13 protein-coding genes are annotated in these 16,197 nt (G+C 69.4%); 5 read left to right on the forward strand and 8 right to left on the reverse strand.

Going from position 1 to position 16,197, the window contains the following annotated elements; genetic code table 11:
* Positions 1–12: 12 nt before the first annotated feature.
* Complete coding sequence (locus tag ACFYQ5_RS03700) at positions 13–993, reverse strand: aldo/keto reductase (protein WP_389192560.1); 981 nt, start codon at positions 991–993, stop codon at positions 13–15.
* A gap of 282 nt (positions 994–1,275) precedes the next feature.
* Here ACFYQ5_RS03700 and ACFYQ5_RS03705 point away from each other — a divergent pair, with 282 nt between their 5' ends.
* The 4 genes from ACFYQ5_RS03705 to ACFYQ5_RS03720 all read left to right on the forward strand — a co-directional run bounded on the left by ACFYQ5_RS03705 (position 1,276) and on the right by ACFYQ5_RS03720 (position 4,654).
* On the forward strand, positions 1,276–2,592 hold the full coding sequence (locus tag ACFYQ5_RS03705) for a four-carbon acid sugar kinase family protein (RefSeq protein WP_389192562.1): 1,317 nt from the start codon (positions 1,276–1,278) through the stop codon (positions 2,590–2,592).
* Complete coding sequence (gene pdxA, locus ACFYQ5_RS03710; protein ID WP_389192565.1) at positions 2,589–3,602, forward strand: 4-hydroxythreonine-4-phosphate dehydrogenase PdxA; 1,014 nt, start codon at positions 2,589–2,591, stop codon at positions 3,600–3,602. Before ACFYQ5_RS03705 ends, pdxA begins: the two co-directional genes overlap by 4 nt.
* 69 nt (positions 3,603–3,671) lie before the next feature.
* Positions 3,672–4,454, forward strand: a complete 783-nt coding sequence (locus ACFYQ5_RS03715; RefSeq protein WP_389192568.1) for a DeoR/GlpR family DNA-binding transcription regulator — start codon at positions 3,672–3,674, stop codon at positions 4,452–4,454.
* Positions 4,455–4,525: 71 nt separating this feature from the next.
* On the forward strand, positions 4,526–4,654 hold the full coding sequence (locus ACFYQ5_RS03720) for a hypothetical protein (RefSeq protein ID WP_389192571.1): 129 nt from the start codon (positions 4,526–4,528) through the stop codon (positions 4,652–4,654).
* Between the two features lie 126 nt (positions 4,655–4,780).
* On the opposite strand, the gene pabB is transcribed toward ACFYQ5_RS03720, so the two are convergent.
* The 6 genes from pabB to ACFYQ5_RS03750 form a co-directional block, all read right to left on the reverse strand.
* A complete protein-coding gene (pabB, locus tag ACFYQ5_RS03725; protein ID WP_389192573.1) occupies positions 4,781–6,886 on the reverse strand; it encodes an aminodeoxychorismate synthase component I in 2,106 nt (701 codons plus the stop codon).
* A gap of 27 nt (positions 6,887–6,913) precedes the next feature.
* Positions 6,914–7,933 carry a diiron oxygenase gene (locus ACFYQ5_RS03730; protein ID WP_389192576.1) on the reverse strand — a complete coding sequence of 340 codons (1,020 nt, stop codon included), beginning with the start codon at positions 7,931–7,933 and terminating at the stop codon, positions 6,914–6,916.
* 17 nt (positions 7,934–7,950) lie between these two features.
* Positions 7,951–8,256, reverse strand: coding sequence for a hypothetical protein (locus ACFYQ5_RS03735; protein ID WP_389192579.1), 306 nt, complete (start codon positions 8,254–8,256; stop codon positions 7,951–7,953).
* Complete coding sequence (locus tag ACFYQ5_RS03740) at positions 8,256–9,086, reverse strand: arylamine N-acetyltransferase (RefSeq protein WP_389192582.1); 831 nt, start codon at positions 9,084–9,086, stop codon at positions 8,256–8,258. The genes ACFYQ5_RS03735 and ACFYQ5_RS03740 overlap by 1 nt, the downstream gene beginning before the upstream one ends.
* Positions 9,087–9,100: 14 nt before the next feature.
* Positions 9,101–9,928, reverse strand: a complete 828-nt coding sequence (locus ACFYQ5_RS03745) for a 4-hydroxybenzoate octaprenyltransferase (RefSeq protein WP_389192585.1) — start codon at positions 9,926–9,928, stop codon at positions 9,101–9,103.
* A 79-nt stretch (positions 9,929–10,007) separates the two neighbouring features.
* Positions 10,008–11,141 (reverse strand): cytochrome P450, encoded by a 1,134-nt coding sequence (locus ACFYQ5_RS03750; protein ID WP_389192588.1) that lies wholly within the window; start codon positions 11,139–11,141, stop codon positions 10,008–10,010.
* A 1,442-nt stretch (positions 11,142–12,583) separates the two neighbouring features.
* Between ACFYQ5_RS03750 and ACFYQ5_RS03755 the strand changes: the two genes are divergently transcribed.
* A complete protein-coding gene (locus ACFYQ5_RS03755) occupies positions 12,584–13,828 on the forward strand; it encodes a cytochrome P450 (RefSeq protein ID WP_389192591.1) in 1,245 nt (414 codons plus the stop codon).
* 996 nt (positions 13,829–14,824) lie between these two features.
* Here the strand turns inward: ACFYQ5_RS03755 and ACFYQ5_RS03760 are convergent.
* A complete protein-coding gene (locus ACFYQ5_RS03760; RefSeq protein WP_389192594.1) occupies positions 14,825–15,655 on the reverse strand; it encodes a methyltransferase domain-containing protein in 831 nt (276 codons plus the stop codon).
* Positions 15,656–16,197: the final 542 nt, after the last annotated feature.

The following is a 16,197-nucleotide window of genomic DNA, read 5'->3' on the forward strand; positions in this document are numbered from 1 at the left end:
ACAGGTTGGGGCTCATCGGTTGTATGCGGGCATCGGGCCGCGCAGGGCGGCGCCGGTCCGGTCGCAGGCGATGGTGACGTCGGTGGGCAGCGGGCCGGCCGCCACGGCCCCGATGTTGGCCAGCAGGTGCTCGGTGCGGGAGCCGCCGAGCAGCAGCGCATGGGTGGAGGGCCGGTCCAGCAGCCAGCGCAGGGCGAGTTCGGTCAGCGAAATGCCGGCGCCCTCGGCGATGCGGGCGAGGTCACTCACGGCGGCGAAGAGCTGCTCGTCCCAGTAACGCTGCTTGTACATGGCGGCGAGCTTGGAGTCTCCGAAGCGGCCGGTGGCCGGGTCCTGCCCGAAGCGGTGGCGGCCGGTGAGCAGTCCACCGCCGAGCGGGTTGTAGACCATGGTCGCCAGGCCGGTGGAGGCCGCGAACTCCACGTACTCCTCCTCGATCCGGCGGGCCAGGAGGTTGTGCAGCTGCTGAGCGACGACTGGGCGGGGAGCGCCCACCTGCTCGGCGGTGTGCTGGATCTCGGCGATCTGCCAGGCCGCGAAGTTGGAGACGCCGAGGGCGCGTACCTTGCCTTCCTGGACGAACTCGGCCACGGCGGTGAGTGTCTCGGTGATCGGCGTGGCGCGGTCCGGCTGGTGCAGATAGAAGAGGTCCACATGGTCGGTGCAGAGCCGCTTGAGGCTGCCATCGAGGGCAGCACGCATGCCGGTGGCCGACAGCGGAGCGTGGTCGCCCTGGTCGGGGTGAGGGATGCCGGCCTTGGTGGCGAGTACGACTCGGTCGCGGCGGTCGGGAAGCAGCTCGCCGAGGATGCGCTCGCTCTCGCCGCCCGCGTAACCGTTGGCTGTGTCGACACCGGTGATCCCCGCGTCCAGAGCGGCATCCAGCATGGCCGCGGCGCCGACGCGGTCGACGGTGTCGCCGAAGGTCATGGTGCCCAGGACCAATCGGGAGAGCGGAACGGGGGCTCCGGGAAGCGGAATGCCGGTGGTCACGAGTGGTCCTTCCCTAGGGACGGCAGGGCGTCGGTGCGTGCCGTCGAAGGATGCAGGACCCGCGCCCGGCCACCGTGCGGCCGGGCCGTTGCGGCCGCGCCCGTCGGCGGGTCGCTGCGGACACGTCGCAGGGACGCACCACGACGAACACCTCGCCGCGGACGGGGAAGGGGTGCGGGCGAGCCGCCGCCGTTCCTCGCCGCTCCTTCGCGGCTTCGCACAAGGTGGCATGGTGTGCGCGTTTTACGCAAGGGGTCTCGCGCAGATCGCGCAATCCATGTCATGCTCTGGCATCGAGGCGGTCCGACCGGGCTGCCCGAGGAATTTTCCGTCCTGCTGCACGAGGAGGTGCCCGTGACACCTGGTGCGTACGTCCCACACGTCACGCCCCAGCGCGTACTCGCCCTGGCCGACGACCTGTCCGGCGCGGCCGAGACAGCGATCGCACTGCGGGTGCCCGGCCGGCTGTCCCTTGGTGTTCCGACGTCCCCCGGCCCTGCGGACGCGTCCCTCGTCATGGATCTCGACACCCGGCAGGCCGGGCCGGACACGGCGGCCGAAGCCGTCCGCGACGCTCTCGCGCTCACCGCCGGACATCGGCTGCTCTTCAAGAAGGTGGACTCGCTGCTGCGCGGGAATGTGGCGTCGGAGGCTGCGGCGTTCGCCGTCGGCGCGCGAGCAGTGGTCACCGCGACGGCACTGCCCGTGCTGGGGCGAACGGTCCGGGACGGCATCGTTCACCTGCGGGGCGCCGCGCTGCACACCACCGACGCCTGGCGGGCCGAACACCGGCCCCCGCCGCAGTCGGTCGCCGCGGTGCTGACCGGCCTGCACACCGCGGGTGTCCCGCTGTGCACGGTACGTTCGGGAGTCGGCCACCTCTCCTCCCACCTGCGGGATCTGGCCGAGCAAGGCCGGCACGCGGTGTGTGACGCCGAGACGGACGACGACCTGGACGCCGTCGCCGCAGCCACGCTCGCCCTGGGGCCAGGCTTCCGGGCACTGGGCTGCGGCGGTCTCGCGGCGGCCTTCGGGCGGCTGCTCGTTCAACGGGCCCCTGAAGCCGACGTTCCGTCAACTCCGCGTTCCCACAGCCCGAAACGCCCGCTGCTCATGGTGGTAGGAACAGCCGAACCCACCGCTGTTGCGCAGATCGCGCAACTCACCGCCCTGGGTGCACATCATTTCGTGCTACCGACGCGCGACCTCCTCGACGGCACCTGTACCCTGCCCGCCACCCTCGCCCCGAACGGGATCACCGTCCTCAGTATCGGCAACACCCCCGCGGTCACGCCCTCTTCGTCCCGGCGTCTGGCCGACGCCCTGGCCCGCACCGCCGCCCGGCTGTCCGCCGAAGGGCCCGCACCCGACCTCGTACTCACCGGCGGCGAGACGGCCCGCCGCACGCTCGACGCTCTCGGCGTCGCCGAACTGACCCCGCTGGGCCAGGTTCACCACGGCGCCGTGCTCTCCCGGACCGCCGACGGCCGCTCGGTTGTCACCCGGCCGGGCAGCTTCGGCGACACGCGTTCCCTGCTCCGTATCGCCCACGCCCTGCGCCCGGCCGCCACCGCCCACCTCGAAGGAGAACACCTGTGACCACCGCCCCCGCCCCGCTCCCGCTGATCGCCCTCACCATGGGCGACGGCGCCGGCATCGGCCCCGAGGTCATCGTCCCCGCCGTACTCCACCCGGACACCCTCGCCCGCTGCCGCCCGGTCGTCATCGGCGACGCGGAACGACTGCGACAGGCCGCCCGCATCCTCGGCGTCGACTGCGCCGTCGTCTCCGTTCCGACGCCGACCGAAGCCGAGTTCACCCCCGGCCGCATCAACGTCGTGGACCTGGGTCTGCTCCCCGCCGACCTGCCGTGGGGCGCACTGTCCCCGGCGGCCGGGAACGCCGCGTACGCCTACGTCGAGCGGGCCGCCGGCCTCGCCGTGAACGGCGAGGTCCAGGCCATCTGCACCGCCCCCCTCAACAAGGAGGCCCTGCATGCGGCCGGCCACCTCTACCCCGGGCACACCGAACTCCTGGCCCACCTCACCGGAGTCGAGGAGGTGTCGATGATGCTCTCCACCCCGAAGGTGAAGGTCATCCACGTCACCACCCACATCGGCCTGATCGACGCGGTGAACCGCATCGAACCCGGCCTGGTCGAGCGCACCGTCCGCCGTGGCCACCAGGCCATGGTGCGGGCCGGAGTCCCCGAGCCCGTCATCGGGGTCTGCGGCATCAACCCGCACGCCGGTGAGAACGGACTCTTCGGATACGGCGAGGAGGAAGAGAAGATCGTCCCCGCCCTCGAGGTGCTGCGCCGCGACGGAATCGACGCCCGGGGCCCGCTCCCCGCCGACACCGCCTTCTTCCTGGCAGCCCGCGGGGACTACGACCTCGTCGTCGCGATGTACCACGACCAGGGCCACGGGCCCGTGAAGGTCCTCGGCATCGAAGCCGGCGTCAACCTCACGGTCGGACTCCCCGTGATCCGCACCTCGGTGGACCACGGCACCGCCTTCGACATCGCCGGAACCGGCAAGGCCGAGGCCGGTAGCATGATCGAAGCTCTGCGCCAGGCCTCCGAGATGGCGACGGCCCCGGTCAACTGACCACCCACCCCTCACACTTCCCGACTCCCACCACCCACTTCCCGTACGACGCGTAAGGACGTACTCGAGATGGCAGTCCTGGGATCCCAGGCCCGGCGTGACCGTATCGAAGAGCTCGCCACCACCACCGGCCTGGCCAGCGTCGAGGAGCTCTCCAACCTTTTCGACGTCACCGCCTCCACGATCCGCCGAGACCTCGCCAAACTCACCGCGGACGGCCGACTGGCCCGCACCTACGGCGGTGCGATGGCGCTCACCGCGCACCCGGAGGCATCGCTTCGCCAGCGCACCGGCGAGGGCTTCGAGGCCAAGCGCGCCATCGCCCGATGGGCCGCGGCCCGGGTACGGGCCGGCGAGACCCTGCTGCTCGACGCAGGGTCGACGGTCGGCGCCCTCGCACACGAGCTGCGGACCGCGAAAGACCTCACCATCGCCACCACCGGCCTCACCGCACTCCAGGAACTCTCCGACATCGAAACCCTCCACGTGGAGTGCCTCGGCGGCACCCTGCGCCCACTGAGTCAGGGCTTCGTGGGCCCCCTCACCGAGGCGGCCCTGGAACGCATGACCTTCGACCGGGTCTTCCTGGGCACCGACGGTATCTCCCCGGAGCACGGCATCTGCGAGGCCGACCTGCGTCAGACCCGCCTCAAGGAGCTGATGGCCCGCCGGGCCGAACACGTCTATGTGCTCGCACACGCCGCGAAGCTCGGGCGCCGCCCCTTCCACGCCTGGGCGAAGCTGCCACCAGGCTGGACCCTCGTGACCGACGCCGAGGCCGATCCGGACCTGGTATCCGCGCTGCGGGCGCGCTCGATCGACGTGGAGACCGTCACGGGCGGCGAGCAGTGAGTACGCGTTTCGCGGGCTCCTTGCCGTAGAGCCCTGACAGCAGGATGAACAGCCTTCCCTGTCCTGGACCGGTGGAATTCCCTGCGCCTGACCTGGACATCGGCGACGGGGTCCAGCCGCGGCGGCTGCTCGGAGAGCTCAGCGTGTCCGTCGTCGGGTTCGCCACCGGTTCGGCCTCGACGCCCCGGTCACCGAAGTGATCACGCCGGCTCCTGACCATTACTCAATGGTGGCTCGGTACCATCGGGTTGTCCTCACGGAGTCCGGTGGATACGACCGTCGATCATGCCGGACATGCGAGCCCGCTCCCCGCGCGCCGGTGCGCGTCACCGCCCGCCGGTCTCCCCGTGCACGTACGTCTCCTTCGGCAGTGCCCGCAGGGTGGTCCGGGCCTTGAGGAGCATTTCCTCGTACTCGGCCTCCGGGTCGGAGTCGAGCACGATGGCGCCGCCCGCGCCGATGGTCAGTCCGCCGTCGTGGCGGACCGCGGTGCGGATGGTGATGCTCAGGTCCGCCGTGCCCGCGTAGCCGACGAAGCCGATGGCGCCGGAGTAGACGCCGCGGGCCTCGCCCTCGAGTTCGTCGATGATCTCCATGGTGCGCAGTTTCGGCGCCCCCGTCATGGAACCGCCGGGGAAGCAGGCCCGGACCGCGTCCACGGCGGAACTGCCCTCGCGCAGTGTGCCGGTGACGGTGGAGACGAGCTGGTGCACGGTGGCGTAGGACTCCAGCGCCATGAGCGAGGGGACGGTGACGGTGCCGATCTCGCAGATCTTCCCGAGGTCGTTGCGGAGCAGGTCCACGATCATCAGGTTCTCGGCGCGCGTCTTGGGGTCCGTGCGCAGGGCGCGGCGCGTGGCCTCGTCGGTGTCCGGGTCCGGATGCCTCGGCGCCGTGCCCTTGATCGGCTTGGCCTCCACCGTACGGGCGGCGTCCACCTTGAGGAACCGCTCGGGCGAGGAGCTGAACACCGCGAGGTCGCCGAGGCGCAGCAGCGCCGCGTAGGGGGCGGGGTTGAGCCGCCGCAGACGCCGGTAGTAGGCGAGGTCGTCGGCCGGTGCGGGCAGGTGCAGGTTGGTGGTGAGGCAGATCTCGTAGCTCACGCCCTCGCGCAGCTTGCGGTCGCACTCCTGGATGTCCGCCAGGTACCGTGCGCGCGGGCGGGCCAGCCACGCCGAGGCGTCGTGCTGCGTGGGGAGCGGCGGGGCGGAGGCGTCCCGGTGCGCGGCGGGGAGCTCGGCCAGGACCGGGACGACCGTTCTGATCCACTTCTGCGCGGCGTCGGAGTCCTGCTGCTCGCAGACGGCTACGACGTACGTGCGGTTCTCGGCGTGGTCCACGGCGACGAAGCGGTCCGCCTGGAGCCACACGGCGTCCGGGGTCGTCGACCGGTGGGCGCGCCGCCCGCCGAGGTCGGCCTTCAGCTCGTAGCCGAAGTAGCCGACGTAACCGCCGGTGAAGTCGAAGGGCAGCTCCCCGGCCCCCTCGACCACGCGGCCGGTGCGGCGGTCGAGCGCGTCGAAGACGCTGCCGTCCTCCCTGCGCGAGGCGCCGTCGGGGTGGTCCACGACGGTGTGCCCGTCCTCGACGCGGTAGGTCAGCATCTCCGCGCCCGGCTCCTCGGCGGCACCGAAGAACGAGAAGCGGGCCAGACCGGGTTCCACGCGCGAGCTGTCGAGCCAGAAGGCGCGGGTGCTCGTCCCGTACAGCGCCAGGTACGCGGCCTCCGCGTCCACGGCCTGGTCCAGGACGTCGTACTCCGCGCGCAGCCGCGACGGTGACGTGTGCGACGCCGCGACCGGGACGGGCACGGCGTCGGCCCGGCCCTCGTACGGACCCGTGACGCAGCCGCGCCCCGCCAGCGCCAGGTCCCGGAAGTTGGCCACGAGCCGGGCGCCGTGCTCCGTGCAGATCGACTCCGGGTGGAACTGCACGCCCCACCACGGCCGTTCGCGGTGGGCCAGGCCCATGATCACGCCGTCCTCGGCGCGCGCGGTGACCTCCAGGTGCGCGGGCACGGGTTCGGCGACGCTCAGCGAGTGGTAGCGCACGGCGGTGAAGTCCTGCGGGACGCCGGCGAAGAGACCCGTGCCACTGTGCCGGATCGTGGACAGGTAGCCGTGCCGGGGCTCCGGCGCGGGTACGACCGGCGCGCCCGCCAGCAGACCCACCCCCTGGTGCCCCAGGCACACCCCCAGGACCGGCAGCCCGGAGTTCTCCAGGACATCGCGGGAGCGGCCGAAGTCGCGGGGGAGTGCCGGGTGGCCGGGGCCCGGGGAGATGACCGCGGCGTCGAAGGCGTGCGGGTCGAACCGGTCCCGGTCCTCGGCGTCGTTGCGTACGACGACGGGGGCGACGCCGTACACCTTCGCCAGCAACTGGTACAGGTTGTAGGTGTAGGAGTCGTAGTTGTCGATGAGCAGGACGCGCATGGGTCAGCACCTTGGGTGGGGTGGTGGTCAGGGGGTTCGGGTCGACACCGTTGACCAGTCGAAGGGGAGGGTGTCCAGGACGTCCAACTCTTGGCAGAGCTGCCGCAACCCGCTGAAGTCCTGGAGGAGCCGCTTGCCGCCGGAGGCGCTGCTGATGTCCCGCAGCATCTCCCCGCCCCCCTCCACGCCGAGCAGGTCCAGGATCCTGGCCCAGGTCGTGAAGTCGTGTGCCGCGAAGGCCTCCATCCCATCGGCCAGCGCGGCGAGGAAGTAGTCGCGCTGCCCGGGGGAGAAGTGCTTCCACGCCTCCTGGGCGAGGGTGTCCGCGATCGAGGCGTGGCAGTACTCGTCGCGGTTGTGCAGGACGGCCGTCATACGGTTCACGGGCTGGATCTCGCGGTTCTCGGCGATGAGGTCCAGGTGGGCGTTGACCGAGATCTCCGCGACCGTGGTGAAGGCGAGCGATACCAGGGCCCGCTCCTCGTCCGTCCCGGCCGTGGCGAGCCGGTGCGCCTGCCTGCGCGCCTTGTACGCCAGGGGCAGCGCCCTCTCCGCCATCTGCCAGCCGCGCTTTCGGCGCGTCAAGGCGCTCGCGTTGAGATGCATCAGCGTGTGGTACTGCTCGTCGACCATGGCCTGGGTGACCGCGAGCGTCATGGACTCGCTGTCGATGCCCGTGTCGAAGACGTCCTGCGTGACCAGGGCGAAGCCCGGGTTCACCACGTGCTGCTCGATGTCCATGATGTTCTTGTTGAACGAGATCCAGCCCCACGCGAGAATCCGCGCCTTCATCCCGTCGTCGAGCGCGAGGTAGGTGGGGTGGCCGCGGAAGGGCAGCAGGGCATCGGGGAAGTCCGGCCGGTCCAGTTCGAAGACGTCATCCAGGTTCGGCTCCTCCTGCTTGACCGTGGCACGCCGGTGCCAGTTGCCCGCGAGCCTGCTGAGGACGGCGTTCTCCACCGCGTCGTGCGGGTCGTGCTCCGGGAGCGACCGCAGTCGCCGCGCCACGGTGGCGCAGGGATCCGCCTCGTTGGGTATGTCGTTCATGGTGACCTCGGTCCAGGTCAGAGCCGTCCGGCGCGCACGGCACCGGCCTTGGGCCTGAGGGATTCGATCGCGTCCGGTTCCAGCGCGACGCAGAAGACCTTCTCCGGGGCGGAGAGGACCTCTTCCACGCCGAGCTCGCGGTGGGACGCCACACCGGCCCGGATCTCGGTGAGGATGTTCCCGATGGGCATGTGCCGCACCGCCGACTGTGTGCGCTGGAGGGCCGGCCGGTGGTGGAAGGGCGAGCGGGGGTGGCGCAGGCGGAAGTGGTCGGGGAGCTCGAAGTCCGCGGGACAGCGGTTGTCCAGAAACGAGGTACGCATCACGGACCGCCCAAGAGCTTCTGGAGTGTCCGGATGTCGCCCGGTTCCAACGTGATCCCGAAGATCTCCTCAGGAGCGGAGAGCAACTCGTCCTTGTCGAGTTCCCGGAAGGTCGCCGGCCTCGCGGGACGTATTTCCGTGAGAGTGCTGCCGGCGAGGAGGTGCCTCACTTCGGGCTGTGTGCGCTGGAGGACCATCTGGTGGTTGAACGGTGAGCGCGGATGCGTGAGGCAGAAGTGGTTGAGGAGTTCGAAGTCCGAGGGATAGCGCACGTCCGTGGTGAAGCCGTAGAGCTCGGCCGGTCCCTCCGGCCTCAGGAACCGCAGCACGTGTTCACCGGACGGCTCCCGTACGAGGTCGAACGGCCAGTCGCCGTCCAGCCGCGCGTTCTCCGCGAGTCGGATCGGCTCGTGCGGTCCGTAGGCACCGAAACTCACGTCGTGGAGCCAGCGTTCGCCGTCGAGCTCCACACACAGGGCCACGTGCAGGGCCGGACCGAACCTGCTCCCGGTGCGGATACGCGTTCGGCCTGCGAACGCCGTGAACGCGAACCCGATGCGGTCGAGGACGGCCGCCATCAGTACGACGTGTTCCAGACACCAGCCGCCGCGGCCCTGCCGCACGAGCTTGTCCTGGACGCTGTCCAGGTCGAGCGGTACCGCGGTGCGGCCGAACAGCGCGTCGAGGTTGTCGAAGGCGATCGCGTCGACGTGGGCGGCGTGCAGGCCGCGCAGTGTGGAGAGGTCCGCGGCCACGTCGCCCTGGTGGCCCACGCGGGCCAGGTAGGCGTCCAGGTCGACGCCACTGCCCTGCCACATCGAATCCGTCATACGTAGCGCACCCTTCATGTGAACTGCCCGGCGACCATGGCCGCGAGAATGAGCCAGCCGAAGTAGGTGTTGGAAACGAAGGCGTCCCAGCACGATTTCGGGTCGTCCAGGTCCACACGAACGATCAGGTAGGACAAGAAGACTCCCGCGAGTGCGACGATCAGGTAGAACGCCCACCCCAACGACGTCTGGGAACCCGCCCACAGCACGCCGCCGACACTGATCACGGCGAACGTCGCCAGCCACGCCTTGGTGGCCTTGCCGAACAGCAGAGCGGAGGACTTGACACCGATTTCGCGGTCGTACTCCTTGTCCTGATGGGAGTAGATCGCGTCGTGAATCAGGGTCCAGAAGGCTCCTCCGGCGTACAGGCCGCACACCGCGAGCGGGTAGTCGGCGCTTCCGGTCGCCGCTGTCCAGCCGATCAGCGCGTAGACACTCATCACCAGCGCCAGGAACGCCGAGGGCCAGAAGAAGACGCGCTTCATGTAGGGGTACGCGACGATCAGCGGGTACGAGGCCGCGGCGACCAGGGGTGTCTCCACGTTCACCACCGCCAGGACCAGCAGCGCGACCACGGCCTGTGCGGCGGCGAACAGGAGGGCGTCCTTGACGCCGACCGTCCCCGACGCGACAGGTCGCGACACGGTGCGGGCGACTTGGGCGTCCACGTCCCTGTCGATCACGTCGTTGACCGCGCAGGCAGCGCCGCGCACCAGCACCGCAGCGATGGCGAGAAGCACCACCGTCAGCGGGTCCGGTCGCTGCCCGGAGGCGAGGGCGACGGCCCACAGTCCTGGGAGCAGGTAGAGCACGTACCCCGTGGGCCTGTCCAGCCGCATCAACAGGAGATACGGGCGGACTGACGCGGGGCTCTTCGTGACTACACCACTGGATATTCCGTGCAGCATCAGGATCCAATCACCATGTCACCGGAAGGTGGATCAACCCGCCGATCAGCGTGTTGAGGCGCAGCCTCAGCTCGTCCACACCGACAGCCAGGCGCATGGTCGGGAATCGCGCGACGAGCTGGGTGAGCACCACCTGCAGCTGCATCCGGGCCAGCGTCGCGCCGACACAGTGATACGCACCGTGCCCGAACGCGAGACTGCCCGTGGTGTCGCGAGTGATATCGATGCGGTCGGGGCCGGCGAAGGCCGCCTCGTCGTGGTTGGCCGCGATGATGTTCAACAGCATGAAGTCGCCGGTCCGGATGGTGACCCCGTCGATCTCGAAGTCCGTCAGTGCGTATCGGGGCATGCCGCCGCTGTGCGGATTCGGCATCGACATCCGCAGTGTTTCCTCGACCGCGCCAGGGATGAGACCCGGGTCGCGCAGCAACGCCTGCCACTGCTCGGGGTTGGCCAGCAACAGCGACACACAGGTGCCGATACGGGCCACCGTGGTCTCGTAACCACCGAACAGCAAGAACGCCGTCAGGCCGATGATCTCGTTGTCGCTGATCCCCTCGGTCGCGCAGATCCTGGAGACCGCGTCATCGCCCGGGTTCCGCCGCTTGTCAGCGACGAGTTGCTTGCAATAGGCGAACAACTCACCCAGCCCCTGCTTGGACCTGACCGGGTCCCCCACGCCGGCGGCGTCCTGGATCCAGCCGCCGAACCGGTCCTTGTCCTCCTGGGGCACGCCCAGCCACTCGCACATCACCTGGATCGGCAGCGACAGCGCCAACGCCTCGCGCAGGTCCACCGGTGGCTTCCGGCCGGCGACTCCGTCCAGGAGTTGCCCGGTCACTTCTTCGACGTAGGGCCGCAGCGCCAGCATCCGCTCGGGTGAGAAGTGCGGATCCAACAGCGCGCGCAACCGGGCGTGGTCGGTCGCCAGATCGCCCAGCAGGCCCGCGAGAATCGCAGAACCGCTGTCCTTCGCCGCAGCTCGCGGATCGGGATTCGAGCGGCTGAGCCGGTCGTCGTCGAGCAACTGCGCCACCCAGGCGTGACCGGTGACCAGCCACGCCTCGGCGCCCTCGGCAGTACGAACCCGATGGACCGCGCCCTGGGACTGGAGCGTGCGAAGCCCTGGCGCGAGGTGCAGCACATTCGTCTGCTCGAAAGGCAATTGAACTGGGGTACTCACTGACGGCCTCCGCCGGAATCGAGGTTCGGACCACTGCGTCGGAGACGGTCACGACGTACTGGAGTTCGGCGTCCCGGTGTCCGCGTACAGGATGTATTCGGGCGCTCCGGCAACGCAGCGCGGTGCTACAGCTGGCGTCGTGCGCCCGCCAGGGATTACGGGACAGCTGCGCGGCCGCGCGCCGGCCGCCGGATTCCACGACGAGGCCGGCCATGTCCTGCAGGTGCGTCGTGGCGGCGCCGTCGCCGCGCCACAGCCGGCGCAGTCGTTCGCCGACCGGGCCGCCGGCGGACACGGCCGCCGGTCCGGCCGCAGGCCGACTTCCTCAGCTACCGCCATCATGAGGGCGGGGCGAGTCAGCTTGTCGCTCATCTCACCGTCGGCGTCACCGTGTTCATCGATGAAGCGGGGGTGGTAGTAGCAGGCCCGGGCCAGGGGCGGCTCCATCGCGGAGACCCGCCGCCGCACCACGGGCAGTACCGTGGAGCGCGCCGTGTTCGGCGAAACGAGGGTGCGGGGCTTGGTCGACGAGGTGCCGAGTGCGCTCATCGGGATTCTCCTCCGGTCGTGCTCCTTCCCTCTTACCGGTCAGAAGCCACGCGCATGGGGTTCGCGAATTGCACCACTGAAAATTGTTGTGCTGGATATGCTGCGCAAATATCCTTTCAGCCCTTACCTCATCTCGCCGTGCGGTGAAACCCCGGCGAACTGTTGATGGATGAACGCTGACCTGAAGCTTGTGATCACCTGGAATCGCTACAGGCCGATACGTAGGCAACTCCCGCGTCTACGCGCAAGGTGAACCCAGGTGACGCGCCGGAATTTTCGTGATCGTTCTGATTGCTATCCTGGTGGGCAGCCCTGGACGTGTCAACGATGCGGGGTGCGCATCTTCGGGTTTAGGAAAAACCCCAAAGAAGGCGGCTCGGGGCAGGATTTGGACTACTCTGCGGATTGGTAGCCGCTCAGCGGCACCCAAGGACGTACTTCGAGTCCGGCCGTTAAGCCGGCGTCCAACGGCGGATAAGACTTCCTGAGAAGGGATCGGTTTCCACCGGCCGGCGTGGGTGTCCTGTCCGGCGTCACGAGCCAGGCGTTCCGGCGCGGACGTCGCCCGCGGCGGGCGGGCGGCTGCTGCTGACCGGCCACGCGGACCACGAGGAGGTCGAGGGCGCCTACGGGCGCGCTCACGACCGGACGGTCATCGTCGAAACGGTCGCAGGGGCGGAGGCACGGCACCTCCCTCGAAGTGCCACGGAGACGGAACGGCGAAGAACTGCCGCGCTTCGGCCGGGCCGGCCATGCCGAGGCCGCTGAACAGCTCCCAGGCCGAGGGGAATCACACAATGCCACTGATCATTGCCGGGAATGGCTCACGGAAAGCCTGAGAGGCGGAATGGCCGATGTCTATTGATTCGGGGCAATTGCAAGAGGACAGGTCGTTCGATCCGTATGGCGCGCATCGCGACGACCCGTATTCATTTCTGGCCGACATCGGAGAGACGGAACCGGTGTTCTACGCCCCTTTGCTCGACGCGTGGTGCGTCACCCGGCGCGAGGACATGGTTGCCGTGCTGCGGGACGATCAGAACTTCTCGGCGCGTGACCACAATCCCCGTTCCGCGGTCTCTTTGCCCGAGGACGTGAGCCGGATGCTGCGCACGTGGCGCGGTGCTGATGCGCTGGCCGTCGGCTCGCTCGACCCTCCCGAGCACACCAGGATCAGGGAAGTGCTCAACGTCGGGTTCACGCCTGCCAGGGTCAGAGCCTTCGAACCCACGATCCGCGCTGTCGCCACCGGTCTCGTCGAGCGGGTCGCTGTCGCGGAGGAGTTCGACTTCATCACGGAGTTCGCGGTTCCGTACTCCCTTGAGGTGATCGGCCGGCGCCTTGGGATTCCGGACGAGTACCTCGACCGTTGCCGCACGTGGTCCGAGCAACGCATCGAACTCATGATGGTGCGGGGCCACACCGATCTCGACGGGCTGCGTGAATACGCCCGCGGGCTGATGGATTTCGGAGCGTTCTGCCGGTCACTCGTGCAGGAGCGGCTCGCCTCGCCGCAGGACGACTTGATCAGTGAACTGCTCCACGAGGGCAAGGCCGGCCGCACGCTCACCGCCGACGAGGCTTCCGTCATGATCCCCACACTGATCTTCGCGGGACACATGACCTGTGCCGAGGCGCTCGGCACCATCCTCTTCCAGCAGTTCCAGGCACCCGGCGGCTGGGCCGAGGTGGCCGACGGGACGATCGCCGCACGGGATCTCGTCGAGGAGGGGCTGCGGTTCGACAGTCCGCTGGCGGGCATGTACCGGACCGCGGTCGATGACGTCGTGGTCGGGGACGTCCACCTGGCCGCGGGGAGCCGACTGCTTCTGCTGTACGGAGCGGCCGGCCGGGACAGCCAATCCTCCGTGTGTCCGGCCGCGTTCAGTCCGGGCAGCGGGTCCGCCTCGCACCTCGCGTTCGGGCACGGCATCCATTTCTGCCTCGGAGCCGGATTCGCCCGCTCGGAACTGGAGATCGCGATACAGGCCCTGGCCACCAGGATGCCAGGTCTGACTCTGGCGCCAGGGCCGCTGCCGCGTCACCGGCCGGTGTTTCCGCTTCGGGCGTTGACCGAGCTGCGGGTGCGGCAGCGGTGACACGGGTATCCGGGCGGTCGTCGGGAGATCCGGAGGACACGCCGCCTCTGCTGAGCTCACCTGTCCGTAGGCGCCGAAGGGGAAAACCCTGGCTTCCACAGATCAGGACGCGGAGGGTCAAGACAGCCGTTCCCCGTCTGTCGGACTGTGGCAGGGGGATCACGGCGTCGGAGCTGTCCCGGACAGACCGTCTTCTCGGGACGACGGTGACGGCTCTGCGACGGGAGGGTGTGGAAGCGGTCCGCAAGGGGCCGGCCGGGGAGCTCCGCTGGAGGACCGTGCACAGCTGGTCGCGGCCTGCCGGCACAAGGACCTGACTGTGCGGCAACTGGCTGCGTCGTTCGGCTGATCCGGTGGGTACGAGCGACGGTCGGACCGTGGGCGCGGCCCGGCAGGGCGGGGACCACAGCGGCCGGCCGCTGGCGTCCGTGATGACCTGCGCGTTCACCCCGTGGCAGTGGTATGGGTCGGCTCGTTCGTCGCCGACCCGGCCGCATCGGGCGAGAATACCGCCGAGCAGGACGACCTCGGGTTCGTGCGCGCTCGGCGTCGCCCGTGGACCCGCCGCACGCTCGGCGGGCAGGTGGATGACTGCGGTGGCGCCGGCATGGGCGGTGAAGTCGGCGCTCCCGAACCCGCCGGCGATCTTCGCCGAGGTGGTGTGTTCGCGCGGGTACAGCGGTGCCCCTCGCGTGTCGGGACGAGCGGAGCTTGCAGCGCCGGCCGCCCTCACCGATGGCGACGAGCGGGGTGGCTGATTCCACGCGCGCGTGGGGCGGGCCGAGCGCGTCAGGGACGGAAACCGAAGAGGCCCCCGAGCAGAGTGAGGGAGACGTCGGACATCTCGGTCAACAGCTCGGGAGCCTCGCTCGTCGCGCCTCATCGGCCGTCACTTGACCGGTGGCCGGCTCGAAGCAGATCACGTGTCCATGAAGCGACAGAAAGTACCTCGGCCTCAGCCTTACGCCATGGGACGCCGGGGGGCGGCCCTCGCGGTCAGGCGCGGACCGCGGTCAGGAAGAGGTAGCCGCTCTCCGGGACGGACCCGAACTTACGCATGAAGTCGAGGAGCGAGGTGGCCTGTTCCTCGCCGACCAGTTCGGCCAGCTTGTCGCGGACCGTCTCCACGGCGTCGGCCATGAGCCCAAGGGTGCGGATGACGTTGTCCGTGATGTCGGTGATCTCCACATCGACGAAACCGTTGTCTCCCAGCGCCGTCCGATATTCGTCCACAGTGCCCAAGGAGCGCACCCCGTAGTGCTTGACGACGTGGTCCAGGACCACGCGGCCCTCAGGGCTGATCGGGTCGCGCTGGATGACGTCGGCGACGGCGAGGCGGCCGCCGGGGCGCAGGACGCGGGCGGCCTCGGAGATCACCTGGCCGCGGTCGGGCATGTGCCACATCGACTCGAACGCCCAGGCCGCGTCGAACGAGCCGTCGGGGAAGGGCATGTCCATCGCGTCCCCGAACTGGAACGTGGCCCGGTCGGCGAGCCCGGCCTCGGCCGCGAGCTTCGTGGCATCCGTCACCTGGATCCGGCTGATGGTGATGCCCACCACGTCCACGTCGGAAGTGCGGACGAGCCGCTGTGCGGGGTAGCCGATGCCGCAACCGATGTCCAGGACCCGCTGGCCGGGCTGTGCGGCGAGACCTGAGATCATCAGGTCGGTCAGGCGGTCCGTGGCCGTTTCGACGGAGCTGTCGTCGGCGTCGTTCTCCCAGTAGCCGTAGTGGATGTTGGGGCCCCATGCGGAACCGTAGATCCGGCCGAACCCGTCGTACACGTTGAGGACTTCGCTGTGAGCGGGAGACTGTTCGAGTGTCATGAAGAACTCCGTATCCTTGTCAAGGCGGCGGGAATCCGGCGGAGGTTCCGCTCTACCGGCGCTGAGCCCGCGAATGATCGTGCCGGTGCGCCACCGCAAATCCTGCCCGTCGTCACCAGGGCTCTCGTGGTACGGCGACTCGCAGCCCTACCGGCGGGCTGCTGCCGTTCACTTCGACGGTGGGCTTGTCCGCGATGCCTTTCGTGCATCAGCGGCTGATCACGAACTGGTCCATGCCGGCCCCCTGTGGCGAAAAGCCTGGTAAACCACCCTGGAATTCGGCGGGCATGTGGAAAGGCGGGCGGAAACCCGCTGGGGGCTGGGCTGCCCTGGACAACGCCAGCCCAGCGCCTGCTTGATCTCCTGCCAACCACGTAAGCCATCAGGCGTCGTGAAGGCCCCGGCGGGGTGCGGATTGCGGCGGATTTCTCGTTCCTGGCTTGGAGGTCGCGCGGACAGGTGGGGCGGCGTCGCGTTGCCGATGGGCGGCGCCCGTCGGCGTTGTCGTCACTCGACGACGCTCCGCGTCGCCTCCTCCGCCT

The sequence above is a fragment of the Streptomyces sp. NPDC005794 genome, from assembly GCF_042871445.1.
Taxonomy (GTDB): domain Bacteria; phylum Actinomycetota; class Actinomycetes; order Streptomycetales; family Streptomycetaceae; genus Streptomyces.